This is a genomic window from Bradyrhizobium diversitatis (assembly GCF_016031635.1).
Classification (GTDB): domain Bacteria; phylum Pseudomonadota; class Alphaproteobacteria; order Rhizobiales; family Xanthobacteraceae; genus Bradyrhizobium; species Bradyrhizobium diversitatis.
In genome coordinates, this window is the sequence record NZ_JACEGD010000004.1 from 45912 (window position 1) to 70601 (window position 24690).

Below are 24690 nucleotides of genomic sequence, written 5' to 3' on the forward strand. Positions count from 1 at the left end.
CGCCAGATAGGTAACATGGCACCTGTAAGCCGAGCTTTGAGCCGGCGGGAGGCACTATTTCACGGAAGATGGGTTCCGACTAGTCATATTATTTGACTATTAGACGGAGGACGGACGTCGGCGGGATGGATGGTCTTACGACACGCTCAGAGCGATTTTGTTCCAGCCCTGCAACGGGGAGATGAAAAAGTATGAGGCGGCCAAAATGAGGGAGTCTCCGCGAGGACGGTGACCGACAGCCTCGCAATCTCCTCCGCGTCATTGCGAGCACAGCGAGAGTTCTGCGTATGTCAGCCAGAGCGACCAGTGGCAGGCCCTCACTCGCCACGCTTCGCGTGTCGGCCTCTCCTCGCATGCAAGCGGGAGAGGCGCAGAAACTAGATCAGCTTCCGTTGCGCCAGGTTCTTCATCAGCGCGCCGATGCCAAACGTCCACGGCTCGCACTCGTCGCTGGTGCGCATGCGGTTGACGAGCTTGCCGAGCTCGGGCGCGGAGATCGTGACGATGTCGCCGCGCTTGTGGGTGAACCCCTGCCCCGGCGCATCGCGATCCTTGACCGGTGCGAACATCGTTCCCAGGAACAGCACGAAGCCATCAGGGTATTGATGGATCTTGCCGATGGTCTGCGCAACCAGATCGGTCGGATCGCGGCTGATCTTGCTGATCGAGGAATGGCCGTCGAGGACGAAGCCGTCCGTGCCCGTGACATTCAAGCCGATGTCCAGCTTGCGCGCGTCGTCGAGTGAGAACGTATCGTCGAACAGGCGCAGCAGCGGGCCGATTGCGCAGGACGCGTTGTTGTCCTTGGCCTTCGACAGCAGCAGCGCAGAACGGCCCTCGAAATCGCGGAGGTTGACGTCGTTACCGAGCGCCCCGCCGACGATCTTGCCGCGGCTGGAGACGAACAGCACGAGTTCCGGCTCGGGATTGTTCCAGGTCGATTTCGGATGCAGGCCGGCGTCCATGCCGGTGCCGACCGACGACAGCGTCGGCGCCTTGGTGAAGACTTCAGCGTCGGGGCCGATGCCGACCTCGAGATACTGGCTCCAGGCGTTCTGATCGATCAGCACCTGCTTCAGGTGCATCGCCTGGTCCGAGCCCGGCTTGAGCTTGGACAGATCGTCGCCGATCAGCCGGGTGACTTCTTTGCGGATCGCCTCGGCCGAGGCCGGGTTGCCCTTGGCCCGCTCCTCGATGACGCGCTCCAGCATCGAGATGGCGAAGGTGACGCCCGCAGCCTTCAATGTCTGGAGATCGACCGGTGCAAGCAACCACGGCTTTTTCGGGTCACGCCCGTCGGGTGCCGTGTTGGCAACGATTGCTTCGAGATCGCCGATACGTTCACCCTTGGCCGCAGCAAGCGCCTGGGCGGGATTGTCATCTTCGCAGAGCGCGCTGATGGTCGGGAATCTCGCGGTGACATCGAACACGCCGTCGCCGCGCACGGCGACCACGGCCGGACCATTGACCTGCGGCAGCCAGACGCGGCCGGCCAATGTTCCCCGCGTGCCATCCTCGGGGAGAAGATCCTTCACAGTCAATGTCGTCATGGCCGGCGTCCTCGCTGTTTCTAAGGACCGGCCGCACTCGAAGACGGCCGATCGCATTGGCGAAGACCAATAAACGTCTGGCGGGGGAAGTCCAGAGTGGCAACGAGGCGGCTATGCCCCTGCCCGCGCCTTGCGGGCTGCGATCTGCTGCAGCGCCCAGCGTGCGTTCTTGCGGACATCGGGATCGGGATCGTCGGCGATCACCACCAGGAACGCCTCGCCGTCAGGATGGGCGATCTCGCCGAGCGCGGCGGCCGCCTCCTTGCGCAAGTTCGCCTGGTCATGGTTGATGCAATTGCCAATCGGGCGTACCGCGCGCTCGACCTTCATCCTGCCGAGGCTGCGAATGGCCTTGAGCCGCACCTGCCAGAATTCGTCGGCGAGCGAGCCGACGAGCTGATCGGCCGCGAGCGAACCGTTGGCGTTGAGACCCAGCGTTTCCGCAGCCATCTCGCGGACCATCCAATCCGAGTCCTTCAGCGCGCGCGTGATCGTCTCTGCCGCGGGCTTCATCTGCGAGAAAGCCAACGCGCTGACCGCGGCGCGGCGGACATGGGCGTCGGGATCGTTGATCAGCGCGGTCAGCGCCGGGATCGATTCTTCCAGCTTGAGGAAGCCGATCACGCCGATCGCCTGCACGCGCACGGCGGCATCGGCATCCTGGAGTGCTTCCAGCGCCGGCTTGAGCGTGTCCTTGCAGCGCAATTCCCTCAGCGCACGCAGCGCGCCCATGCGGACGAAGGCGTGTGCGTGCTTGACCAGCGGCAGGATGATCCCGGCGCAGGCCGGATCCTTGAACTCGGCCATGCTGTCGGCCGCCGCGGCTGCGACGATTCTCTCGGGATCGACCAGCAGCTTCACCAGCGCGCTCGCCGCCTCCGGCCCGTCGAACTCGCCGAGCGCCATCGCGACCTGCTGGCGAACGCCGCTGTCGGGATCGGCAACCAGCTTGGCGAGATGCGCGACCGCGGCGGGATCGCCGGAATGGCCGAGCGCGATGATGGCGACGCGACGCTCGGCGGGATCGGCCGCCTGCAGCCGCTCGTCAGCGTCGTCGAGGTCGTCATAGGACTCGAACGGGCCCGACATGATCACCTCAACAGATAGGGAATGTTGACGGTGACGGCACCGGTCGGGCAATCGGCTTCGCAGGGCATGCAATACCAACACTCGTCATAGGCCATGTAGGCCTTGTTGGTCATGTCGCTGATGCGCAGGACGTCGAGCGGGCACACGTCGACGCAGACGGTGCAACCCTTGTCAGCGATGCATTTGGCGTCGTCGACGACCACCGGGACCGATGTCTGATAGGATGCGAGAGGCATTTGATGTCTCCTGTTGTGTTCTGGTGCGTCAGGCCGAGGCGCGGATGCGCTGCTTGTCGTACAGATCCTTCTCGTCGTCGGCGATCGGCACGACATAGGGTTCGACGGCGCGCTTCTCGCTGGTCATCTTGCCGTCGCACTTAGACAGCAGCGTGTGGCAGAACCAGTTCTCGTTGTCCTTCTCCGGAAAATCCGTGCGCCAGTGATAGAGGCCCCAGCGGCTTTCCTCACGATAGAGCGAGGCGTGCGCGGCCATGTCGGCGCAGTCCATGATCGACTGCACTTCGAGGGCGCGGAGCAGCTCATGCGCGTTGCGCGCGATCATGCGCTCCTGCATGTCCTCCCGCGCTTCGGCGAGGCGGCGCATCCCGAGCTCGTATTTGCGCGTGACCTTCGGCGGCTGGAGATAGTCGTTGACCAGGCGCCGGGTCTTGTACTCGATCTGGTTCGGCGGAATGCCGTCCTCTCGCCTGGTCGGCGCCATCACGCGCTCACGCTCCAGTGCGACGTCGGCGGCGTCGAACTCCGCGAAGTCATGGCTGTCGGCGAACTCCATCGCGTCAATTCCAGCGACCGAGCCGTTGGTGAAGGCGCCAAGCATGTAGTTGTGCGGCACGCTCGCCATGTCGCCGGCGGCGTAGAGGCCGGGCACGGTTGTGCGCGCATTATCGTCGACGAACACGCCGGAGGCGCTGTGACCGGAGCAGAAGCCGATCTCGGAGATGTGCATCTCGATCGACTCGCTGCGGTAATCGACCCCGCGTCCCTGCTGAAACAGCCCGCGCGTCGGACGCTCCACCTTGTGCAGCGTGGACTCGATCTCGGAGATGGTGTCGGGGTGAAGATGCTTGAGCTGGAGAAACACCGGGCCCTTGCCGGACAGGAGCTCGTTGTAAAACTCCAGCATCATCTGGCCGGACCAATAGTCACATTCGATGAAGCGCGAGCCTTCGTTGTTCGCCGTATATGCGCCGAACGGACCGGCGACATAGGCGCAGGCCGGGCCGTTATAGTCTTTGATCAGCGGGTTGATCTGGAAGCATTCGAGGTTCGCGAGCGCGGCGCCGGCGTGATAGGCCATGGCGTAGCCGTCGCCGGAATTGGCGGCATTCTCATAGGTGCCGAACATGTAGCCGGAGGTTGGCAGGCCCAGGCGGCCGGCGGCGCCCATGCAGAGGATCACGGCCTTGGCCTTGATCACCAGCATCTCGGCGGTGCGGGTGTTGACACTGACGGCCCCCGCGATGCGACCATCGGCGGACTTCAGCAGCCGCGTCGCCATGTAGCGGTTGGAGATCAGGATGCGGGCCCGACGAAGTTGGCGGTACAGCGCCTTCTTCACGGTCTCGCCGTTCGGCATCGGCAGCACATAGGTGCCGATGTGGTGCACCTTCTTGACGGCGTAGTCGCCGTTCTCGTTCTTCAGGAAGCGGATGCCAAAGCTGTCCAGTTCCTCGATGATCTTGTAGCAATTCTGCGCGTATTTATAGACCGCCTTCTGGTCGACGATGCCGTCGTTGGCAATGGTGATTTCCTTGGTGTATTGCTCCGGCGTCGCATAACCGGGGATGACGGCGTTGTTCAGCCCGTCCATGCCCATCGAGATCGCCCCGGAGCGCTTGACATTGGCTTTTTCGAGCAGAACGACATTGGCCTTCGGGTTCTTCAGCTTCGCCTTCAGCGCCGCCATCGGGCCGGCCGTGCCGCCGCCGATCACCAGCACATCGCAGGAAACCTCCGAAAGTCCGTCGACGATCTGATCTAGTGCCATCACTTGCTCCTGGTTCGCCGATGGTCGGCGCCTTTGCGTCAGATTTGTTCAGGCGGCGTCCGGGCGATAGCAATTAGTTGTCGCCGGGATGCGATTTGCGCCTCAGCGCTCGACGAAGGCCTTTTCGATGACGAAATGACCGGGCTCGCTATGGTTGCCCTCCACGAAGCCGCGCGCGGAGAACATGTCGTGCAGTTCCTCCAGCATCGCGGGGCTGCCACAAAGCATGATACGGTCGGTCTCGATATCGAGGCCGGATTGCTCGATATCGTCAAAAAGCTGGTTCGAGGCGATCAGGTCGGTGATGCGGCCGCGGTTCCGGAACGGCTCGCGGGTGACGGTCGGGTAGTAGACCAGCTTGTCGCGGATCTGCGGGCCGAAGAATTCGTGGTTGTGCAGACCAGCGACGACGTGCTCGCCATAGGCGAGCTCGGAGACCTGGCGGCAGCCATGGGCAAGCACGATGGTCTCGTAGTTCTCGTAGACGTCGGGGTCCTTGATCAGGCTGGCGAACGGCGCCAGGCCCGTTCCGGTCGACAGCAGCAGCAGACGCTTTCCCGGAATGAGATTGCCGGTGATCAGCGTCCCCGTCGCCTTGCGGCCGACCAGGATGATGTCCCCTTCCTTGATCCTCTGGAGGCGCGAGGTCAGCGGACCGTCCTGCACCTTGATCGAGAAGAATTCGAGCGCCTCCTCGTGGTTGGCGCTGGCCATGCTGTAGGCCCGCATCAACGGCTTGCCCTCGACCTCCAGGCCGATCATCGCGAACTGGCCGTTCTGGAAACGAAAGCCGGGATCGCGCGTTGCGGTGAAGCTGAACAGGGACTCGGTCCAGTGCCTGACCGACAGAACCGTTTCCTTCTGAAATGCACTCATGCTCTCTCCTTCGCGATCGATGGCGCAGAAGATTTCGGAGAGGGACGAGTCCGGCAATGTGGAAGTGAAATTCCTGGTCGATTAGTTTCACATTTCGCGAGCTATGACTGAAGGCAAGGCGCCCGATCACGCCTACGCCGGCAATTAGTTGCTATTCGTGCGCGCCCGCACCGACATAGATTGAAGTCGGAGGTTCGTCATGACCATGACCTTGGTGGCACCTGCTATCGCCGACTATGAAGCCAGCGCCGATCTCGCCGCGCTGCTGGTCCGCACGACACAGGACGACGCGCTCAGCGTTTCTGCCGAAACACTCCGCCTCTCCTGCAAATGCGCCCACTGCACCCGTGCCCGCTTCGACGGCCACTTCCCCGACAGGTTTCCCGGCATCGCCATCACCGAGATCGGCGATCTCGGTTACGGGCTGAACATCTCGTTCTCGGATGGGCATGCTCGGGGGATCTACCCGAAGCCGTATCTGCTGAGCCTGGCGGGGTGTTGACCCCATAACTTAGTCGTCATTCCGGGGCGCCCGAAGGGCGAGCCCGGAATCCATAGCCCCGGCTCGTGGTTATGGGTTCCGGGCCTGCGCGCTTTGCGCGCATCCGGAATGACGCAGCAAGTAAATCGCTCCCCATCTGGCACGGACATTGCTCCTCTTTAGAACGATTTGAACGTTCCGGAGGCAGACGATGTTGCAGGCCGCCAATGTGGTTCGTGGGCCCATTCCCCCGACAGTCCGGCCTGCCGGCAGCTCCTCGCTGCTGCTCACTGAAAACCAACGATGGATCGGCGGGCCGCCGCCGCTGATGGACAAGCTCTCTCCACGCGAGCGGGAGTTGGTGCTCAAGCAGGGCCGCCGCAAGGTGCTCAACCGCGGCCAGACGTTGTTCAGCCAGGGCGGCAAGCATGACGGCATCTGGCTGATCGAGAGCGGCCGCATCCGCGTGTTCTACACTTCGCCGCTAGGGCGCGAGATCACCCTCGCCTACTGGCATGTCGGCAATTTCGTCGGCGGGCCCGAAGTGTTCGAGGGCACCGTGCACCAATGGTCCGGCGTTGCGTCCAGCAATTGCAGCGTGGTGCACCTGCCCGGAAAGGAGCTGCGGTCGCTTGCCGCAGAGATCCCGAACCTCGCGATCGGCCTCATCGAAGGCCTCACGTTCAAGGGCAAATGCTATTCGGCCCTGGCCCAGATGCTGGGAACGCGCTCGATCACGCAGCGTCTTGCGCACCTGTTGCTACACCTCGTCGAGCTCTATGGCGTCGACGACGCCGACGGCACTGTGATCGCCGCAGCCTTCACCCACGCCGACATCGCCCACATGGTTGGCGCCACAAGGCAATGGGTCACGATCAGTCTGAAGCGCATGCAGGAGAAGGGAATCGTGGTGACCAAGCGGTCGCAGATCGTGATCTGCCGGACCGACGTGCTGGAGGAGATGCGCGGTCACGCAACTGACTAGACAAATTTGCGGCCAAGGCGAATGCACAGGCAAGCGGCTTTATAGTGCAGGACTGCCCAAGGCGTATGCAATCAGCCTTTCCCGGCAACTAATCGACTGCGAAAGCCACTCCGGATTTGCCCTGTCCACGCCCTCACCCAATCATGGCAACCACAGCACATCCAACCGAATGAGGATGAGAATGGTCCGCCATCTTCCCACGCTCTCGATCGCGATGTCGGTGACGTCGCTGGCGCTACTCGTCACGCAACCGGCCTCGGCGGAAACCGTCACGCTCGGCATCGGCACGCAGGACACCACGACCAACACGGTGACCGCCGGCGTCGTCATCCGCCAGTTGCGTCTCCTTGAAAAATACCTGCCGAGGGACGGAAAATACGCCAACATCAAGTTCGAGCTGGAGTGGCAGAATTTCACCTCCGGCCCACCCGTCACCAACGCGATGATGGCGAACAAGCTGCAGATCGGCATGATGGGCGACTATCCGCTGATCGTGAACGGCTTCACCTTCGAGAGCAATCCGGAGAGCAAGAGCCGGCTGGTCGGCATCGCCGCCTATAGCCTGTCCGGGTCCGGCAATGGCCTCGTCGTCCACAAGGACTCGTCCTACTACGATCTCGCCGATCTCAAGGGCAAGCTCGTCAGCGTCCCCTTCGGTTCCGCCGCGCACGGCATGGTTCTGAAGGCGATGCAGGACCGCGGCTATGCATCCGACTTCTTCCAGCTCGTCAGCCAGAGCCCGGAGGTCGGCTCGACCAATCTCCAGGAGAAGAAGATCGACGCGCACGCCGACTTCGTCCCCTTCGCCGAGCTGCTGCCCTTCCGCGGCTTCGCGCGAAAGATCTTTGACGGCGTCGAGACGAACTTGCCGACTTTCCACGGTATCGTCGTCCGCACCGACTTCGCCGACAAATATCCCGAGGTCGTCGTCGCCTACTTCAAGGCGCTGATTGCCGCCAATCAGTGGCTGCGCGAGGATCCGAAGCTCGCCGCGGAAAAGATCCAACAGTGGACCGGCATCAACAAGGAAGTCGTCTACATCTTCCTCGGCCCCGGCGGCAACATGACCACCGATCCCTCGATCAAGCCGGTGCTGATCGACGCCGCAACCGCCGACGTCAAGGTGCTGCAGAACCTCGGTCGCATGAAGGAATTCGATCCCAGGAAGTGGGTCGACGACAGCTACGTCCGCAAGGCCTATGCCGAGATGAAGCTCGACTATGACGCGCAGCTTGCGAGCACCAGGAACTACGAGGTCTCCGGCGATGACGCCTTCTGCAAGAAGCCGATCGCCGACCCGCGTAAGGCCGGCGAGGTCTGGGTCGACGATGCCGGAATCATGCCCTTCTCGTCAGCCAGTTGCACGCTCGGCGCCTATGCCGATTACAAGGCCAAGGGCAAGAAGATCAACGTCGCTTACGTCTTCGATACGACCCGGGGTATCAAGCTGTTCGCCGACCAGGCCTTCTTCGCCGTCGGCAATGGCGATGTCGCACCGTTCCTGCTGAAGAAGGACGCCGAGGCATACGCGGCCAAGATCAGCGGCAAGGTGCTCGGCTTCGATGACGCGGTAAAGGCGGCAGTCGGCGGAGGCAAGACGTGAGCAGTCCCGCCCTCGTCAGACATCCCGAGGATAGCATGCCGGCAACAGCCATTGCAGAGGCGAGCCGCGCGCCCGCCGCCACGCCGCTCGCAACCCCGGCCTCCTTCGGTACGATCGCGCTGCGCTGGTACCGGCTCAACCAGGGCCGGCTGCGCGCCACCGCGATCGGCATCGCCTCGCTGATCGCCTTCCTCCTGGTCTGGCATCTGCTCACGACCTATCGCGTCGTGTTCTTCGTGCGCTTCACCAACGTGCCCTCGCCGCTCGCGGTCTATGCGAGCTTCACCACGGCGATCCACGACCCCAAATTCCTGATGCATATCCTGCTGAGCTGCCGGCGCATCTTCATCGGCTTCTCACTCGCAGCCATCGTCGGCGTGCCGCTCGGCCTGATCATGGGGCGATTCAAGCTGGTGCACGAGGTGATCTTCCCGGTCGCCGAAGTGCTGCGGCCGATCCCGGCGATCGCCTGGGTGCCGATGGCCATCATGCTGTGGCCGACCAACGAGCAGAGCATCGTATTCATCACCTTCCTCGGCTCGTTCTTCCCAGTCCTGGTCAACACGCTGCACGGCATGTCGCTGGTCGATCCCGTTCTGGTTCGCGCCGCGCAATGTCTCGGTGCGCGCGAGCGGTCGATCTTCCGCGAGGTGTATTTTCCGGCCTCGCTGCCGCACATTTTTACCGGCCTTACCGTCGGCATGGGCGTCGCATGGGTGTCGCTGATTGCTGCCGAGATGATCTCCGGTCAGTACGGTATCGGCTACTTCACCTGGGAGGCGTATTCGCTGGTCCAGTATGCCGACATCGCGCTCGGCATGATCGCAATCGGCGTGCTCGGTCTCGGATCGAGCCTGCTTATCAGGGGCGCGGGCCAGTTGGTGATGCCGTGGAGGTCGACATGAGCGAGGTGCTTGCGAATACGTCGAAAGGCCACATCGAGGTCAGGAACTTCTCCCTCGCCTACGAGACGATCGAGGGACCCGTTCAGGCCGTCACTGATACGCAAATCCATGTGAGGCCCGGCGAGTTCGTCTCGATCGTCGGCCCCTCCGGCTGCGGAAAATCGACGCTGCTGAACGCGGTCGCAGGCTTCCTCAAGCCGACAACGGGCATCGTCACCGTCGATGGCGACCGCGTCAACGGCCCCAGCGCCGAACGCGGCATGGTGTTCCAGCAATATTCACTGTTCCCCTGGAAGACCGTGCGGGAGAACGTCGAGTTCGGCCTGAAGATGCGCGGCATGCCACGCTCGCAGCGCGAACGCGCCGCGCGCACGCTGCTGGGGCTCGCGGGGCTCGAGGCGTTCGAGAAGCACTATCCGGAAAAGCTGTCCGGCGGCATGAAGCAGCGCGTCGGCATCGTCCGCGCGCTCGCTACGGGACCGAAGGTCCTGCTGCTGGATGAGCCCTTCGGCGCGCTCGACGCGCAGACCCGCGTCATCATGCAGCAGATCCTCACCAACATGTGGCAGCGGCTGAAGATTTCGGTGCTGTTCGTCACCCACGATATCGACGAGGCGATCTTCCTCTCCGACCGCGTCTACTGCATGACCGCGCGGCCCGGCTCGATCAAGGCGGAAATCCCGATCCCGCTGGAGCGGCCGCGGCAGCAATCGATGATGATGTCGTCGGAGTTCCTGGCGCTTCGCCGCGGGCTGATGTCGCTGATCCGCGAGGAAAGCCTGAAAGCGATGGGCGGCGAGATCAACGACATGGGCATGCAGGGGCTGAACATCGAGCTGCATGGGCATTCGCTCGCGGATGTGATCTAGGCGCCGCCGATACATTAGATTTCGCAGGGCAGGCGAAGCGAAGCGTGCCCACCATCCTCACCACGAATGTGGATCCACGGGCGGGCACGATGCATTCGCGCCTTTGCCCACCGTAGGGCTGTTTTGTTCTAATCACTTAAACCAATGCACCAGCGCGAGGCTGATGCCGAGCAACAGCAGCAGCGAGAGCGTGACGGCTGCCGTCACCCTGCCTCCGACATTGGCAAGCACACGGACGTCGACACCTAGCCCGAGTGCGGCCATCGACACCACGGTGAGAAAACCGGTGATCTTCGTCACGGGACCGACCACCGTCGCCGGCACGATCTCGAGCGAGCGCAGGGTCGCCAACGCGAGAAAGCCGAGGATGAACCACGGGACCAGGCGGAAAAAGCCGACATTGGTCTTCTTGGCATCGGCCTGCCAGCGCGAGGCGACCAGCGACAAGCCAACGACGACGGGCCCGAGCATCAGGACGCGCATCAGCTTGACCAGCGTGCCGATCTGGGTCGCGACGAGTCCGGCCGGCACCGTGGCGGCCAGAACCTGCGGCACAGCATAGACGGTGAGGCCCGCGAGGATGCCGTATTGCGTGGCCGACAATTGCAGCAGCGGGATCAGGAGCGGCAGGCCAAGCACCATCATCACGCCAAGGATGGCGGTGAAGGAGATCGAGGATGCGATCTCGTCGTTGTTGGCACCGATGATCGGCGCCACGGCAGCAATCGCCGAATTCCCGCAAATCGAGTTGCCGCAGGCGATCAGGATCGACAGGCGTGTCGACAGACCCAACAGACGGCTGAGGCCGAAGGAGACACATAGCGCGATCACGACGACGGCCGCGATCGAGACGAGGAGCGCGATGCCCGAGGCGGCGATCGCGGCGAAGCTGATCGAGGCTCCCAGCAGCATGACCGCGACCTCGAGCAGCTGTTTTGCGCTGAAGGCGATCCCGGTCTGCCACCGGGGCGCCGGCTTCCAGAAACTGCGGAGCGCCATGCCGAGCAGGATCGCCATGACGAGCGCTTCGACATAGGGATGCTCGAACATACCCAACTCGGCGCGCTCCAGCAGGGCGGAGACGCCGGCGATCAGAACGCAAAGGAGAATGCCGGGAATCAGTGCCGCAATGCGGCTTGCGGCTGTGGCCGGCTTGGCGTCGGCCGGGCTGGATGCTTGATTCTGCGACACAAATTTCTCCCTGAGGAGAAGGATTTATACGCAGCGCGGCCCGGGAGGGAAATAAGTTTTCGACATATCAGGTCCCGGGGGAGGTTCTATCCTCAGCCCGGACAACCAGCCTCAGAAGATCAGGCTCTTGGCGAGGGAAGCGACGCGGCTGAAGCCGTCATAGACGCCGGGCTCGAAGAAGGCGGCGCGGGCAAGCACGATACCAGCAACCAGCGACCAGAACAGTCCGGTGCCGGCACGCAGCAAGAGCTTCGACGTGCGCGACCGCGGCTGGGTGTCCGTCGCGGACACCATTTGCTCGCCGAAGGGTTCAAATCCGGTACGTTCCATGGCTCTGGCCAATCCATCAAATTCTGATGGGAATGTCGTCGTTTCGGCCGCAAACAGCAATGGAAGCGATTGGCGTTTTTGTCCTTGCGGAGGAAATCTCCTTCCGTCGGACGGGCGCGGAACGATAGTTTTCTTCTTCCGGCCTATTTGGACACTGGCACCCGACTTACAGAGCCAGATAGCGGCGCCGGATTGCCTCGTTGGCCCTGAGTTCGTCGATCCCGGCGGCATAGACGATCTGGCCCTTGTCGATGACGGTGGCGTGGCTCGCGAGCCCCAGGCAGAAATGCATGTTCTGCTCGGCGATCAGCACGGTCGATCCGAGCGAGCGGAGCTGCCGCAGGAGCTCGCCGATCCGCTGCACGATGATCGGAGCGAGGCCCTCGCTCGGCTCGTCCAGCAGCAGCAGCGCTGGATTGCCCATCAGCGTGCGCGCGATCGCCAGCATCTGCTGCTCGCCGCCCGAGAGGCGCCCGGCAATGCGATGACGCAGCGGTTCCAGGAGCGGAAAGACCTCGTAGATGCGCTTGATCGGCCATTCGTCCTGGCCGCCCGGTCCCTTCTTTTTCCCGATGACGAGATTGTCTTCGACCGTGTGCTCCGGAAAGATCTGGCGGTCCTCCGGCACGAAGCCGAGGCCGGCGCGCGCGATGGTGTGCGGCTTAAGACCGGATATCACCGTTCCGCGCAGGCTCACCCTGCCCCGTCGCGGCGGCGCCAGCCCCATAATCGCCTTCATCGTCGTCGACTTGCCGGCGCCGTTACGGCCGAGCAGCGCCATCGTCTCGCCCTGCCGCACCGAAAGGCCGACGCCGAACAGGATCTGGCTGGTGCCGTAATAGACATCGAGATCGGCGACTTCGATGACGGGGGCGCTCATGCGGCGGCTCCCGCATGCTCGGTGCCCAGATAGGCGTCGATCACGGCGCTGTTGTTGCGGATCTCGTCCGGCGTGCCGGTGGCGAGGATGCGGCCGTAGCACAGCACGACGATCTTGGGTGCGATCTTGAACACGATGTCCATGTCGTGCTCGATGAAGACGACGGTGATCTTCTGGATCTCCCAGAGCTCGCGAACCTTGTCGATCATGCGCCAGCGCTCTTCCGGCCCCATGCCTGCGGTCGGCTCGTCCAGCAGCAGGACCTTCGGTTCGAGCACGAGCGCCAGCGCAATGTCGAGCAGCTTCTGGTCGCCATGCGATAGCGTCGCCGCGGTGCGATGACGCTTGCTCGCCAAACCCAGCAGCTCCATCACGTGCTCAGCGCGGTCGCGCGCTTCGGGCAAGGGAAAGCGCTTGTGCAGCACCGCGGAAGTGCGCTGATCGGCGCTGACGGCGGCGAGCATGGTTTCCTCTACCGTCAGCGACTTAAAGATGCTCGCGACCTGGAAGGCGCGGCCGATACCGTGTCGCACGATCTCGGGCGGTGAGCGGCCGGCAAGATCGACGCCGTCGAGCAGAACCTGGCCGGAATCCGGTTTCAAGGCGCCGGTGATCAGGTTGAAGAAGGTGCTCTTGCCTGCGCCATTCGGCCCGATCACGGCAGTGAGCGAGCCGTCGGGGAAGTCGAGCGAGACGTCGTTGGTCGCCTTCACGCCGCCGAAGGATTTTGCGAGGTTGCGGATCTCAAGCATGGTGCGCCTCGCGCCGTTGTCCGGCAGCGTCATTCCAGGATGGTCCGTCAGGACCAGACCCGGAATCTCGAGATTCCGGGTTCGCACTTCGTGCGCGCCGGAATGACTGCTCGATAGGTCCATCGCACATCGCTAGCGCTCCTCGCCCGTCTCGCGCCGATGCGCGTACCATTCGGCGACGAAATCCAGGAGGCCCTTGCGCAAACCGAGCGCGAAAAACAGGATGACGACCCCAAGCACGATGCCGTGGTATTCGGTGAACCGCGTGACAGTATCGTTGAGCAGCAGCAACAGCACCGTGCCGACCATCGGACCAAGAAAAGTAGAGACGCCGCCAAGCATGTTGATGAAGATGCCCTCGCCCGAGATCGTCCAATAGGCGAATTCCGGATAGGCGCCCGACACGAACAGCGCCATCACCATGCCACCCATCGACGCGAACAGCGCGGCCAGCACGAACACGGTGAGTTTTGCGCGCCAGACGTCGATGCCGAGAAAGCTCGCGCGCGCGGCGTTGTCGCGGATCATGCGCAGCGTGTAGCCGAACGGCGATTGTGCGATCTGGCGCATCGCGAGCAGGCCGAGGATGAGCAGCGCGCAGCTCGTGACATAGAGATGGACATGATTGGACAGATCGATGCCGAGAAAGACGGGCCGCGGGATGCCGCCGCGCAGGCCCTGATCGCCGCCGGTGAACGAGGCCCAGGACAGGATGGTCGAGTGGATCAGCATCTGGAAGGCGAGCGTGACGAAGGCGAAATAGATCTCCTTCAGCCGCACGCAGATCGCGCCGATGATTGTCGCAAAGACCGCCGTGATGGCCAATGTCGCGACGAAAGCCGCCGGGATCGGCACGCCGAGCTTCTGCATGATCAGGCCGAAGCTGTAGGCACCAAGGCCAAAGAACATGCCGTGCCCGAACGAAGTCAGCCCGGTGTAGCCGACGAGGAGGTTAAGCGAGGTCGCGAACAGACCATAGGCCGAGCAGCGGATGACGAAATCGAGCAGCGCCTTGCTGCCGGTGAACAATGGTAGGCTCGCCAGCACGGCGAAAGCGATCAGCGCGATCAGCACGTCGCGATAGCGTTGCAGCACGGCACCGCTGCGCACCGGCACCAGGGTTTGCGCGCGTCCGGCCTCCAGCTCGGTCATGCCGCCTCCTTGCCGAACAGGCCGGTGGGCTTTGAGACCAGCACGATCACCATGAACAGATACATCAGGCCTTCCGTGAACAGGGGAAAACCGAGCGACCCGAAAGAACGGATCAGGCCGAGCAGCAGCGCGCCGATCAGCGCGCCCAGGATCGAGCCCATGCCGCCGATCACGGTGACGATGAAAGACTCGATCAACACCGAGAAGCCCATGCCGGGAGTCAGCGAGCGCACCGGCGCTGCGAGCGCCCCGGCAAGGCCCGCCAGCATGCCGCCAAGTGCGAACACGCCGCCATAGATCAGGCCGGTGTTGATGCCGAGCGCCGAGACCATGCCGGGATTGTGCGCGGCCGCGCGGATCACCTTGCCGATGCGGCTGCGCGACAGGCCGATGCCGAGCACGATGGCGGCGAGAAGCGCGACACCGATCAGCAGCAGATAGTAAGGCGGCACCACGCCGCCGGCGATGAACAGCGGCATCACTTGGAAGGCCGCCGGCATGCCCATCGCCTTGAACTCGGGCCCCCAGATGATGCGCACGACGTCGTCGAAGATCAGCACGAAGGCGTAGCAGACGAGGAGCTGCATCAAGACGTCGGCGCCATAGACGCGGCTCATGAAGACACGCTCGAAGATCAGGCCGAGAACCGCGGTGCCGGCCGCGCCCGCGAGCATCGCCAGCGCAAAACTGCCGGTGAGCTGATAGGCCGTCATCGCGAAATAGGCGCCGAACATATAGAAGGCGCCGTGGCTGAAATTGACCACCTTGAGCACGCCGAAAATCAGCGTCAGCCCGACGGCGACGAGGAACAGCAGCATGCCTATGATAAGGCCGCTGGTGGTTTGCGTCACCAGGCACGCGGAACTGGAGAGACAGCCGGCAAGCGCATCGAGATCCACGGGAGCACTTTCATTGCGACGCGCCTGACACGGCGCCGAAGAGGAAACGACGGCGGAGACGGTCGTCCGTCCCCGCCGTTTGCGCGATCAGGTATAGCCCTTGCTCTTCTTCCACTCGGCTTCCAGCTCGAAGATGGTCTTCCAGTCCCCGGCCTTGACCTCGGGCACGTATGGCTCCTGTGGGATCGTCGTGCCCCAGCCGATGGCGTAGCCGACGAGGGTGTGATCGTCGCCGCGCATGGTCACGGTGCCGTCGGCACCGAACGGGCACTTGATGGTGAGGCCCTTCAGGACTTCGGCGATCTTCTTGCCGTCGGCCGAGTTCGCCTTCTTCGCAGCTTCCGCCATCAGCATGATTGCGGTGGCATTCTCCCACGACCAGTTGGTCGGATATTCATTGAACTTTGCCTTGTAGGCATCGCCCCAGGCAGCATTCTCCGGCGTGGTCGGGAAGGTCTTGATGTAACGGTTGCCGGAGTGGATGCCCTTGGGCAGGTTCTTCACCACGGTGAGCGCAGTGTAGTCAGCCATATTGACCGCGAACACTTCCATCTGGCCGAACATCGCGTAGATGTTGGCCTGGTCGATATAGGAGGTGAGATCGCCGCCCCACAGGCAGGAATAGAGCGCCTGGGGTTTGGCTTGCAGGATCTTCGTCACCACCTCGGTGTAGTCAGGCTGGAACAGCTTCGGCCAGGACTCGCTGATGATCTCGACCTCGGGCGCGAAGCGCTTCAGGTACAGCGTGAACTCCGCCGTGGTGTCGCGGCCATAGGCATAATCCGGCGAGCAGGTCGCCCATTTCTTCAAGCCCTTCGCCTTGGCGATCGCCGCGGCATAGCTGCCGCCGACGATGGAGTCGTGCACGCCCTGCCGCGCGGTACGGAACGCGTTGGGAATGCGCTGCTTGGGATCGGCGGTCAGCGCCGAGGTCTCCGAATTGGTGTGAATGCAGAAGACGCCGAGATCGCGCGCGACCTCGTGCACCGCGAAGGCGCCGGAGGAGGCTTCGGCGTCGATCACGAGCTCGCAGCCGTCGGTGTTGACGAGCTCACGCGCGACGCGGGCGGCTTCCTGCGGCTGGCCCTTGGAGTCGCGGATCACCATCTCGATCTGCCGGCCGGCGAGCCCGCCGGCGGCGTTGACCTTCTCGACCTCGAGCATCACGGCATTGCGCGAGGACGTGCCGAGCTGCGCGACGCGGCCCGACAGGATCGTCGGCATTCCGATCTTGATGGTCTTGGCTTGCGCACGCGCCACCCAGGGCGCGGCAACACTCATCGCACCGGCGCCCATCAGCGCCAGTGTTGAACGGCGGCTGATGCCCGGCGTGCGGGTCCTCGTCATTCTCCCCTCCCTCTTTCGGGTCGGCGTTTCCTGATCCCTGTCGGAGATCGTCTTGTCTCCGTCTCTCGAAGGATTTCAGAGGTAGGGGGGTGACGTCAAGCCAAAGATGAATTACGAGTCAGAATTCATCAGGGAAGGAGACGAGGCTAGGAATCGGCCCGAAGCCAGCGAAAATGATCAATCTATCGAGCTTCATCGTCTTTCATGCCCGACGCACGCCGGCGCGGCCCGCGCTGAAATATCGCGGCGAAGAGATTTCCTACGCGGTCCTTGATGCACGCGTCCGCAAGGTCGCCGGGTGGCTCGCCGCGCAGGGCATCGGCCCCGGCGATGTCGTGGCCGTACTGATGAAGAACAGCGCGGCGTTCCTGGAACTGGTGTTTGCCGCCAGTCATCTCGGCGCAATCTTCTTGCCGATCAACTTCCGTCTCTCGCGCGACGAGGTCGGCTACATCGTCGGCAATGCCGGCGCGCGCCTGCTGATCGTCGATGAAGAGCTGGCAGCGAATGCCGCGGGCGCCAAGAGTGTCGTGCTCGATGAAGCCGCGCAGCACAGCGTCATGCGTCTCGCGAGCAGCGCTGCACCCGCGCCGATGCATCCGCGCCAGCCATCGGACCTGATGCGGCTGATGTACACGTCGGGCACGACCGACCGCCCCAAGGGCGTGATGCTCTCTTACGATAATTTGTACTGGAAGTCCGCCGACCAGGCGATTGCGCTCGGCCTCGGTGCCGAGACGCGGCTTCTCGTCGTCGGTCCGCTCTATCACGTCGGTGCACTCGATCTGCCGGGCATCGCCGTGCTCTGGCATGGCGGCTTCATCCGCATCGAACGCAATTTCGAGCCGGAGACGGCGCTTGCGGCGATCGCCGAGGACAGGCTCAACGCCGCCTGGTTCGCGCCGGTCATGACCACGGCGATGCTCACCTGTCCCACCCGCGATCGCTACGACGTCTCCAGCCTGACATGGGCTATCGGCGGCGGCGAGAAGACGCCGGAGTTGCGCATCCGCGCCTTCTCCGAATACTTCCGCAACGCGCGCTATATCGACGCCTATGGCCTCACCGAGACCGTCGGCGGCGACACCTTCATGGAAGCCGGCCGCGAGATCGAGAAGATCGGCTCCACCGGCCGCGCCATTGCCCATGTCGAGATCGAGATCCGCGACGAGGACGGCAAGGTCCTGCCGCCGAACGTCAACGGCGAAATCTGCCTGCGGGGGCCGAAAATCACGCGCGGCTATTGGAAGGATCCGGAGAAGACGGCCTCGGCCTTCTTCGGCGACTGGTTCCGCAGCGGCGACGTCGGCTATCTCGACGACGAGGGCTTTCTGTACCTGACCGACCGCAAGAAGGACATGATCATCTCCGGTGGCGAGAACATCGCCTCCTCCGAGGTCGAGCGCGTCATCTACGATCTGCCCGAAGTGCGCGAGGTCGCCGTGATTGGCCTGCGCGATGCGCGCTGGGGCGAGCGGCCGGTCGCCATCGTCGTGCTGGCTGACGGCGCCAGCCTCGACCTCTCTGCCCTCACCGAACATTGCCGTGCACGGCTGGCGAGCTTCAAGGTGCCGAAACAGCTCGTCGTCCGCGATAGCCTGCCGCGCAATCCAAGCGGAAAGATCCTCAAGCGCGTGCTGCGCGCCGAGCTGGAGACGTCTGAATGACGCAAGTGAACGCCAAGGTGACGAAGCTCAACCGCGTCGAGCGCAACGCCTGGACCAAGCAGAAGATATTCGAGGCCGCCACCAAGGTCGTGGGCAGATACGGCTATGCCGAAGCCTCGGTCGCCCGCATCACCGAACAGGCCGGCGTCGCGCAGGGCACCTTCTACAATCATTTCGAGAACCGCCAGGAATTGCTCGACCAGCTCCTGCCCAAGATCGGTCTCGACATGGTTGAATTCATCCGCGCTCGCACCGGCACGGCGGATGCGGCACGGCAGGAGATCGCGCGCTTCTCCGCCTTCTTCGACTTCATCCGCGAGGTGCCGGAATTTCTGCGCATCCTCAACGAGGCCGAGTTCTTCGCACCAACCGGGTATCAGAAGCATCTCGACAACATTTCGGTCGCCTATGTCCGTATCCTGCGCCGGGCTCGTCTTGCAGGCGCGATCGAGGATTACAGCGATGATGAATTCGAGGCGATCGTCCACATGCTGATGGGGGCGCGCGGCTATCTCAGCCGCCGCTATTCCTATTCGGAAGGCGGCGTCACCACCGTACCCGATCACGTCATCTCCGCCTATCGCAAGCTGATGACGCGCGGCCTCTTCACTGCCCCCGGAGATCAGGACACGCCATGAACATCGAATCTCCGCACAAGCCGCTCGACCTCGCCTCGGCCATCGCCGAGGGCGATATCCGTTGCCTGCTAATGGTGCTGGTGCACATGACCGGCGACGAGAAGTGGCTGGCCCCCCCATACCTGCCCAAGCGCGATATCCGCCTCATCCCCGATCCCGAGGCCGGGGTTACCCGGGAGATCCAGGACGAGATCCGCGCCGCCGTGGTCAAGCTCTTCGCCGACGGCACACCGAAGCCCGTGATCACCGACCCGGGCGAGGAATTGCTGCTGAGGATGATGCGCGCCTGCCTCGGCGAGAACGTCGCGCCCGAATATGCCCCGCTGATGCGCGAAGAGATGGGCTTCGTGGCGCGCGAGGCACGCTGGGCGACGCGCCCTTCCGACGAGAAGCTTGCGGACCAGCACGTGCTGATCGTTGGCGCCGGCGTCTGCGCCATCGCGCTCGGCGTGGCGCTCGGCCATCTCGGCATCCCCTACACCATCGTCGAGAAGAACGAAGAACTCGGCGGCACCTGGTGGATCAACCGCTATCCCGGCTGCGGCGTCGATACGCCGAACCACTCCTATTCGTATTCATTCGGATCGCGCAATGCCTGGACGCGCTACTTCTGCCAGCGCGAGGAGCTGCTCGGCTATTTGCTGAAGGTCGCCGACGAATATGGCATCCGCAAGCATCTGCGCGTCAACACCGAGCTGACCTCGTCGCGCTGGGACGAAGGCAGGCGGCGCTGGATCTCCACGCTGAAAACGGAGAATGGCGAAGAGACTTTCGAATCCACCGCGCTTGTCTCGGCCATCGGCCAGCTCAACGATCCCTCACGCGCCCGCTTCGAAGGCGAGGACAGCTTCAAGGGAACGATCCTGCATTCGGCCGTGTGGTCCGATGACATCAGCGTCGAGGGCAAGCACGTCGCCGTGATCGGCACCGGTGCCACTTCGATGCAGCTCGTGCCGTCGATTGCCGGCCGCGCAGCCTCGGTCACGGTCTACCAGCGCAGCGCGCAATGGGCTCGCCCGGTGAAAGGCTATGCCGACCCGATCAGCGAAGGCGCACGCTGGCTGCTGGCGCATCTGCCGTTCTATGTGCAGTGGTACCGCTTCAACATGTTCTGGCGCTACGGCGATGGCCTCTTGCCCTTCCTGCGCAAGGACCCGGCCTGGCCGCATCCCGAGCGCGCCGTCAACAAGGGCAACGACCGGCACCGCCAGGAGCTGACGGACTTCATCCTGTCGGAGCTGCAGGGACGCCCCGACCTGATCGAGAAATGCGTGCCGACCTATCCGCCCTATGGCAAGCGCATCCTGCTCGACAACAATTGGTTCAAGACTTTGAGGCGAGACAACGTCGAGCTCGTCACCGAGACGATCAGCCATTTTGACGAGAGCGGCATTGTCACCGCCGACGGCAGGCAGCGCCCGGCCGAAATCATCGTTGTCGCCACCGGATTCAAGGTGACGGAGATGGCTGCGCGCCTCAATATCAGCGGGCGCGGGGGCACGAATCTGCGTGAAGCCTGGACCAACGACAATCCGACCGCGTTCCTCGGCCTCACCGTGCCGGGCTTTCCGAACTTCTTCTGCATGCTCGGCCCGAACTCAGGACCGGCCCATGGCGGCAGCGTCATCTTCCAGTCGGAATGCCAGAGCCGCTACATCACGGCATGTCTCGTCGACATGATCGAACGGGACATCGCCGCGATCGATGTCCGCCAGGACGTGCTCGACGAGTACGTCCGCAAGGTCGATGCCGAGCACGAGTCGATGATCTGGACCCATCCGGGCATGAGCACCTACTACCGCAACAGCAGTGGCCGCGTGTTCTCGGCGATGCCGTGGCGGTTCGTGGATTACTGGCGCATGACGCATGACCCCGATTTGGGGCAGTACAAGCTGACGAAGGCTGACTGAACTGGAGCGGCAACACCAGTGCACCCTCTCCCCTTGTGGACGAGGGTGGCTTCGCGAAGGCGAAGCCGGGTGAGGGGTATCTATCCCCGCGAGCAGTCTGGCCAGTCGCGAGAACCCCTCATCCGGCGCGACGCGCCACCTTCTCCCACAAGGGGAGAAGGGAAGCAAACTACGCCGCCAGCCCGCTCTCCACCGGAGCGAACTCCAGCCCGAGACTCTCTGCCACCGCCTTGTTCGTAATCCGGCCGCCATGCACATTGAGGCCGTTGCGCAAATGCGGGTTCTCCAGCACCGCCGCAAACCCCTTGTTCGCGAGCATCAGTCCGAACGGCAGCGTCGCATTGTTCAGCGCCTGACTCGAGGTCACCGGCACCGCGCCCGGCATGTTGGCGACGCAATAATGCACGACGCCGTCGACCTCGTAGGTCGGCTCGGCGTGCGTGGTCGGATGAGAGGTCTCGAAGCAACCGCCCTGGTCGATCGCGACGTCGACCAGCACGGCCCCCGGCCGCATCGATTTCAGCATGGCGCGCGTGACGAGCTTCGGCGCACTGGCGCCCGGCACCAGCACTGCACCGATCACGACGTCGGCGGCGAACACCTCGTCCTCGACCGATTCAATGGTCGAGAAACGCGTGCGCACGCGTCCGGCAAAGAGATCGTCCAGTTCGCGCAAGCGCGGGATCGAGCGGTCGATCACGGTGACTTCGGCACCGAGGCCGGCGGCCATGCGCGCAGCCTGGGTTCCGACCACGCCGCCGCCGAGCACGACGACGCGCGCCGGCTGCACGCCCGGTACACCGCCAAGGAGCAAGCCGCGGCCCCCGGCCGAGCGCTTGAGCGCGGCGCCGGCGGCCTCGATGGCGAGGCGGCCGGCGACTTCGCTCATCGGGGCGAGCAGCGGGAGGTGACCGCTCGCATCCGTGACGGTCTCATAGGCGATCGCGGTGCAGCCGGAGTCGATCAGGCCCTTGGCCTGCTCCGGATGCGGCGCAAGATGAAGATAAGTAAACAGGATCTGGCCCTCGCAGAGCTGGGCCCATTCGCTCTTCTGCGGCTCCTTGACCTTCACGATCATCTCGGACCTGGCAAAGATCTCGCGGGCGGTCTCCGCAATGGACGCCCCTGCCCGCCGATACACCTCGTCGGACGCGCCGATGCCACTGCCGGCGCCGGTTTCGACCGTCACCTGGTGCCCGGCGGCGACATACTCGCGGACGGCGCCCGGGGTGAGCCCGACGCGATATTCCTGCAGCTTGATCTCCTTGGGCACACCGACGCGCATTCCGAGCTCCCTTGCCAACGCACTGATTCCGCTCGCTCATCGTAGCGACGGCGCCCGTTTGGTTTCGTGCAAATATCCGCTAGGTTCGGCACGCTCGCGCCGGTTTCCGGCGCAGAAGTGCCCTTTCACGCTGGAAACGAAACCTTGGCCCTCGACCGGAAAGACCTCGCGATCCTCGCGGAACTCACGACCAATGCGCGGGCCAGCCACACCGAGCTTGCCAACAAGATCGGCCTGTCGAGCACGGCGCTGGCGCGGCGGCAGAAGGCGCTGGAGGACGACGGCTACATCCAGGCCTACCAGGCCGCGCTCGACCTCGCCCAGTTCGGCCTCACCACCACCGTGCTGGTTCGCATCGCATTGGAGAGCCAGAGCGACGATGCGCTGAAGGCGTTCGAGGCGGAGGTGGTGAAATGCCCCTCGGTCGTGCGCTGCTTCCTGATGTCGGGCACCGACGACTACATCTTGATCGTGCTTGCCCGCGATATCCAGGATTTCGAGCGGATCCACCGCACCGAGCTGTCCCGCCTGCCCCGCGTCGCGCGGGTGCAATCGAGCTTCGCGCTGCGCGAGATCGTCAACCGCGCGGTACCGACCGTGGTGTTCGGGGAGACGAAGCGCTGAACCTCGTCTGTCCCAACCAGAGAACCGGTCGGGAACCAAGCGGCCCGTCATCCGTTGGGCGCTATTGGCCAGCGCCGGCAATGCATCCTCGCGTCACAGCCACGATTGCCCGGCTCGGCCCTTCCGCAGGGAACAGACCATGGCCGACATCGCGGATCAGACCCCCGAACGCATTCCGATCAACCTCGTCGTCAATGGCGCAGGGCGCACACTCGAGGTCGCGCCGTGGACCACGCTTCTGGATGCCCTGCGTGACCGCCTGGAGTTGACCGGCACCAAGAAGGGCTGCGATCACGGCCAATGCGGCGCCTGCACCGTGCTGGTCGACGGAAGACGGGTCAATTCCTGCCTGACCCTCGCTGTCATGAAGGATGGTGCTGAGATCACGACGGTTGAAGGCTTGGCCAAAGACGGCACCCTGCATCCCCTGCAACAGGCCTTCATCGACCATGACGCCTTTCAGTGCGGCTATTGTACGCCGGGACAGATTTGCTCGGCGGCCGGCCTGCTGGCCGAAGGCCGTGCGCGGGATGCCGACGAGATCCGGGAGCTGATGAGCGGAAATCTCTGCCGGTGCGGCGCCTACCCCAACATCGTGGCTGCGATCGAACAGGCAATGAGCCGGTCATGAACAACTTCCAATATTCCCGCGCAAGCGACGTTGCCGACGCCATTCGCCTGCTCGCCGCCGATCCAGGCGCGAAGCTGATCGCCGGCGGCACCAACCTGATCGACCTGATGAAAGAGAACGTCGAACGGCCCTCCCGGCTGATCGACATCTCCCGCCTGCCGCTCCGCGACATCGAGGAGACTGCCGATGGCGGCCTGCGCATCGGCGCCTTGGTGCCGAATTCGGATCTCGCCTATCATCCGCTGATCGAGCAGCGCTATCCCCTGCTCGCCAGCGCCATCCTGGCAGGTGCCTCCGCGCAACTGCGCAACATGGCCTCGGTCGGCGGCAACCTGATGCAACGAACGCGCTGCGCCTATTTCTATGACACGACGACGCCTTGCAACAAGCGAAGTCCCGGTACGGGCTGCTCGGCACGCGATGGCCTCAATCGGAACCATGCGATCCTCGGCACCAGCACGTCCTGCATCGCGACCAATCCCTCCGACATGAGCGTGGCGCTGGCGGCACTCGGTGCGCTCGTCCACATTGCAGGCCGCACGGGCGAGCGCACCGTCGCGCTGACTGATTTCCATCGGCTTCCTGACGACAAGCCTCACCTCGATACGAATCTCGGCAGCGGCGAGATCATCACCGCAATCGAGCTGCCGCCGCAGGGTTTTGCCCGGAACTACAGCTACCTGAAGATCCGCGACCGGCTGTCCTACGCCTTCGCCCTGGTCTCGGTCGCAGCCGCGATCGAGCTGGAAGGCAACGCGATCAGCGAAGCGCGCCTGGCGCTCGGCGGCGTTGCTCACAAGCCCTGGCGAAGTCCCGAAGCCGAAGCGGCACTGCGCGGCCAGGCGGCAACACCGGATCATTTCGGGCGCGCCGCCGACCTGCTGCTGCAGGGAGCAACCGCTCGCTCGCACAACGGATTCAAGATCGAGCTCGCGCGCCGAGCCGTCGTGCGGGCGCTGATCCAGGCCACAAACGCCACACCGCAATCCCAAGCTCACAAGAAGATCGCATGAGGGCCC

24 protein-coding genes are annotated in these 24690 nt (G+C 63.7%); 11 read left to right on the plus strand and 13 right to left on the minus strand.

Going from position 1 to position 24690, the window contains the following annotated elements; all coding sequences use genetic code 11:
• Nucleotides 1–377 precede the first annotated feature (377 nt).
• From H1B27_RS04510 to H1B27_RS04530, 5 genes are all read right to left on the minus strand, one after another.
• Nucleotides 378–1550 carry a fumarylacetoacetate hydrolase family protein gene (locus tag H1B27_RS04510; protein ID WP_061883269.1) on the minus strand — a complete coding sequence of 391 codons (1173 nt, stop codon included), beginning with the start codon at nt 1548–1550 and terminating at the stop codon, nt 378–380.
• Between the two features lie 111 nt (nt 1551–1661).
• On the minus strand, nt 1662–2639 hold the full coding sequence (locus H1B27_RS04515; RefSeq protein WP_197965155.1) for a HEAT repeat domain-containing protein: 978 nt from the start codon (nt 2637–2639) through the stop codon (nt 1662–1664).
• A 2-nt stretch (nt 2640–2641) separates the two neighbouring features.
• A complete protein-coding gene (locus H1B27_RS04520) occupies nt 2642–2875 on the minus strand; it encodes a 4Fe-4S dicluster domain-containing protein (RefSeq protein ID WP_007593252.1) in 234 nt (77 codons plus the stop codon).
• Nucleotides 2876–2903: 28 nt separating this feature from the next.
• Nucleotides 2904–4646, minus strand: a complete 1743-nt coding sequence (locus tag H1B27_RS04525) for a fumarate reductase/succinate dehydrogenase flavoprotein subunit (protein ID WP_061883271.1) — start codon at nt 4644–4646, stop codon at nt 2904–2906.
• Between the two features lie 102 nt (nt 4647–4748).
• A complete protein-coding gene (locus H1B27_RS04530) occupies nt 4749–5522 on the minus strand; it encodes a ferredoxin--NADP reductase (RefSeq protein WP_061883371.1) in 774 nt (257 codons plus the stop codon).
• 205 nt (nt 5523–5727) lie between these two features.
• Between H1B27_RS04530 and H1B27_RS04535 the strand changes: the two genes are divergently transcribed.
• From H1B27_RS04535 to H1B27_RS04555, 5 genes are all read left to right on the plus strand, one after another.
• The gene (locus tag H1B27_RS04535; RefSeq protein ID WP_197965278.1) at nt 5728–6024 is read left to right on the plus strand and encodes a gamma-butyrobetaine hydroxylase-like domain-containing protein; all 297 of its coding nucleotides are present in this window, start codon (nt 5728–5730) and stop codon (nt 6022–6024) included.
• Nucleotides 6025–6214: 190 nt separating this feature from the next.
• Nucleotides 6215–6988, plus strand: coding sequence for a Crp/Fnr family transcriptional regulator (locus H1B27_RS04540; RefSeq protein ID WP_197965156.1), 774 nt, complete (start codon nt 6215–6217; stop codon nt 6986–6988).
• Between the two features lie 181 nt (nt 6989–7169).
• Nucleotides 7170–8591 (plus strand): ABC transporter substrate-binding protein, encoded by a 1422-nt coding sequence (locus H1B27_RS04545; RefSeq protein ID WP_197965157.1) that lies wholly within the window; start codon nt 7170–7172, stop codon nt 8589–8591.
• The gene (locus tag H1B27_RS04550; RefSeq protein ID WP_376708966.1) at nt 8588–9496 is read left to right on the plus strand and encodes an ABC transporter permease; all 909 of its coding nucleotides are present in this window, start codon (nt 8588–8590) and stop codon (nt 9494–9496) included. Before H1B27_RS04545 ends, H1B27_RS04550 begins: the two co-directional genes overlap by 4 nt.
• Complete coding sequence (locus tag H1B27_RS04555; protein ID WP_197965159.1) at nt 9493–10365, plus strand: ABC transporter ATP-binding protein; 873 nt, start codon at nt 9493–9495, stop codon at nt 10363–10365. The genes H1B27_RS04550 and H1B27_RS04555 overlap by 4 nt, the downstream gene beginning before the upstream one ends.
• A 132-nt stretch (nt 10366–10497) precedes the next feature.
• Here the strand turns inward: H1B27_RS04555 and H1B27_RS04560 are convergent, their stop codons facing one another.
• The 7 genes from H1B27_RS04560 to H1B27_RS04590 all read right to left on the minus strand — a co-directional run bounded on the left by H1B27_RS04560 (nt 10498) and on the right by H1B27_RS04590 (nt 16916).
• A complete protein-coding gene (locus H1B27_RS04560; RefSeq protein WP_061883275.1) occupies nt 10498–11556 on the minus strand; it encodes a YeiH family protein in 1059 nt (352 codons plus the stop codon).
• A 111-nt stretch (nt 11557–11667) separates the two neighbouring features.
• Nucleotides 11668–11886 carry a hypothetical protein gene (locus tag H1B27_RS04565; protein WP_061883276.1) on the minus strand — a complete coding sequence of 73 codons (219 nt, stop codon included), beginning with the start codon at nt 11884–11886 and terminating at the stop codon, nt 11668–11670.
• 166 nt (nt 11887–12052) lie between these two features.
• Nucleotides 12053–12766: an ABC transporter ATP-binding protein gene (locus H1B27_RS04570; RefSeq protein WP_197965160.1), complete on the minus strand. Its 714-nt coding sequence runs from the start codon at nt 12764–12766 to the stop codon at nt 12053–12055.
• A complete protein-coding gene (locus H1B27_RS04575) occupies nt 12763–13518 on the minus strand; it encodes an ABC transporter ATP-binding protein (protein ID WP_061883374.1) in 756 nt (251 codons plus the stop codon). The genes H1B27_RS04570 and H1B27_RS04575 overlap by 4 nt, the downstream gene beginning before the upstream one ends.
• A gap of 132 nt (nt 13519–13650) precedes the next feature.
• Nucleotides 13651–14670, minus strand: a complete 1020-nt coding sequence (locus H1B27_RS04580; protein ID WP_061883278.1) for a branched-chain amino acid ABC transporter permease — start codon at nt 14668–14670, stop codon at nt 13651–13653.
• Nucleotides 14667–15569: a branched-chain amino acid ABC transporter permease gene (locus H1B27_RS04585; protein WP_061883279.1), complete on the minus strand. Its 903-nt coding sequence runs from the start codon at nt 15567–15569 to the stop codon at nt 14667–14669. Before H1B27_RS04585 ends, H1B27_RS04580 begins: the two co-directional genes overlap by 4 nt.
• An 87-nt stretch (nt 15570–15656) precedes the next feature.
• Complete coding sequence (locus H1B27_RS04590) at nt 15657–16916, minus strand: ABC transporter substrate-binding protein (protein WP_131870132.1); 1260 nt, start codon at nt 16914–16916, stop codon at nt 15657–15659.
• A 173-nt stretch (nt 16917–17089) separates the two neighbouring features.
• On the opposite strand from H1B27_RS04590, the gene H1B27_RS04595 reads away from it, so the two are divergent.
• From H1B27_RS04595 to H1B27_RS04605, 3 genes are read left to right on the plus strand one after another with little or no spacing between them, the layout of a single operon-like run.
• Nucleotides 17090–18583: an AMP-binding protein gene (locus H1B27_RS04595; RefSeq protein ID WP_197965161.1), complete on the plus strand. Its 1494-nt coding sequence runs from the start codon at nt 17090–17092 to the stop codon at nt 18581–18583.
• Entirely contained in the window at nt 18580–19221 is a 642-nt protein-coding gene (locus H1B27_RS04600; RefSeq protein WP_061883282.1) for a TetR/AcrR family transcriptional regulator, read from the plus strand. Before H1B27_RS04595 ends, H1B27_RS04600 begins: the two co-directional genes overlap by 4 nt.
• Nucleotides 19218–21131, plus strand: a complete 1914-nt coding sequence (locus H1B27_RS04605) for a flavin-containing monooxygenase (RefSeq protein ID WP_197965162.1) — start codon at nt 19218–19220, stop codon at nt 21129–21131. The genes H1B27_RS04600 and H1B27_RS04605 overlap by 4 nt, the downstream gene beginning before the upstream one ends.
• Nucleotides 21132–21300: 169 nt before the next feature.
• Here the strand turns inward: H1B27_RS04605 and ald are convergent, their stop codons facing one another.
• Complete coding sequence (ald, locus tag H1B27_RS04610; RefSeq protein ID WP_197965163.1) at nt 21301–22416, minus strand: alanine dehydrogenase; 1116 nt, start codon at nt 22414–22416, stop codon at nt 21301–21303.
• A gap of 144 nt (nt 22417–22560) precedes the next feature.
• On the opposite strand from ald, the gene H1B27_RS04615 reads away from it, so the two are divergent.
• The 3 genes from H1B27_RS04615 (at nt 22561) to H1B27_RS04625 (ending at nt 24684) form a co-directional block, all read left to right on the plus strand.
• The gene (locus H1B27_RS04615; protein ID WP_197965164.1) at nt 22561–23040 is read left to right on the plus strand and encodes an Lrp/AsnC family transcriptional regulator; all 480 of its coding nucleotides are present in this window, start codon (nt 22561–22563) and stop codon (nt 23038–23040) included.
• Nucleotides 23041–23179: 139 nt separating this feature from the next.
• A complete protein-coding gene (locus tag H1B27_RS04620) occupies nt 23180–23671 on the plus strand; it encodes a (2Fe-2S)-binding protein (RefSeq protein WP_197965165.1) in 492 nt (163 codons plus the stop codon).
• Nucleotides 23668–24684, plus strand: coding sequence for an FAD binding domain-containing protein (locus H1B27_RS04625; RefSeq protein ID WP_061883286.1), 1017 nt, complete (start codon nt 23668–23670; stop codon nt 24682–24684). Before H1B27_RS04620 ends, H1B27_RS04625 begins: the two co-directional genes overlap by 4 nt.
• The last annotated feature ends 6 nt before the right edge of the window (nt 24685–24690 follow it).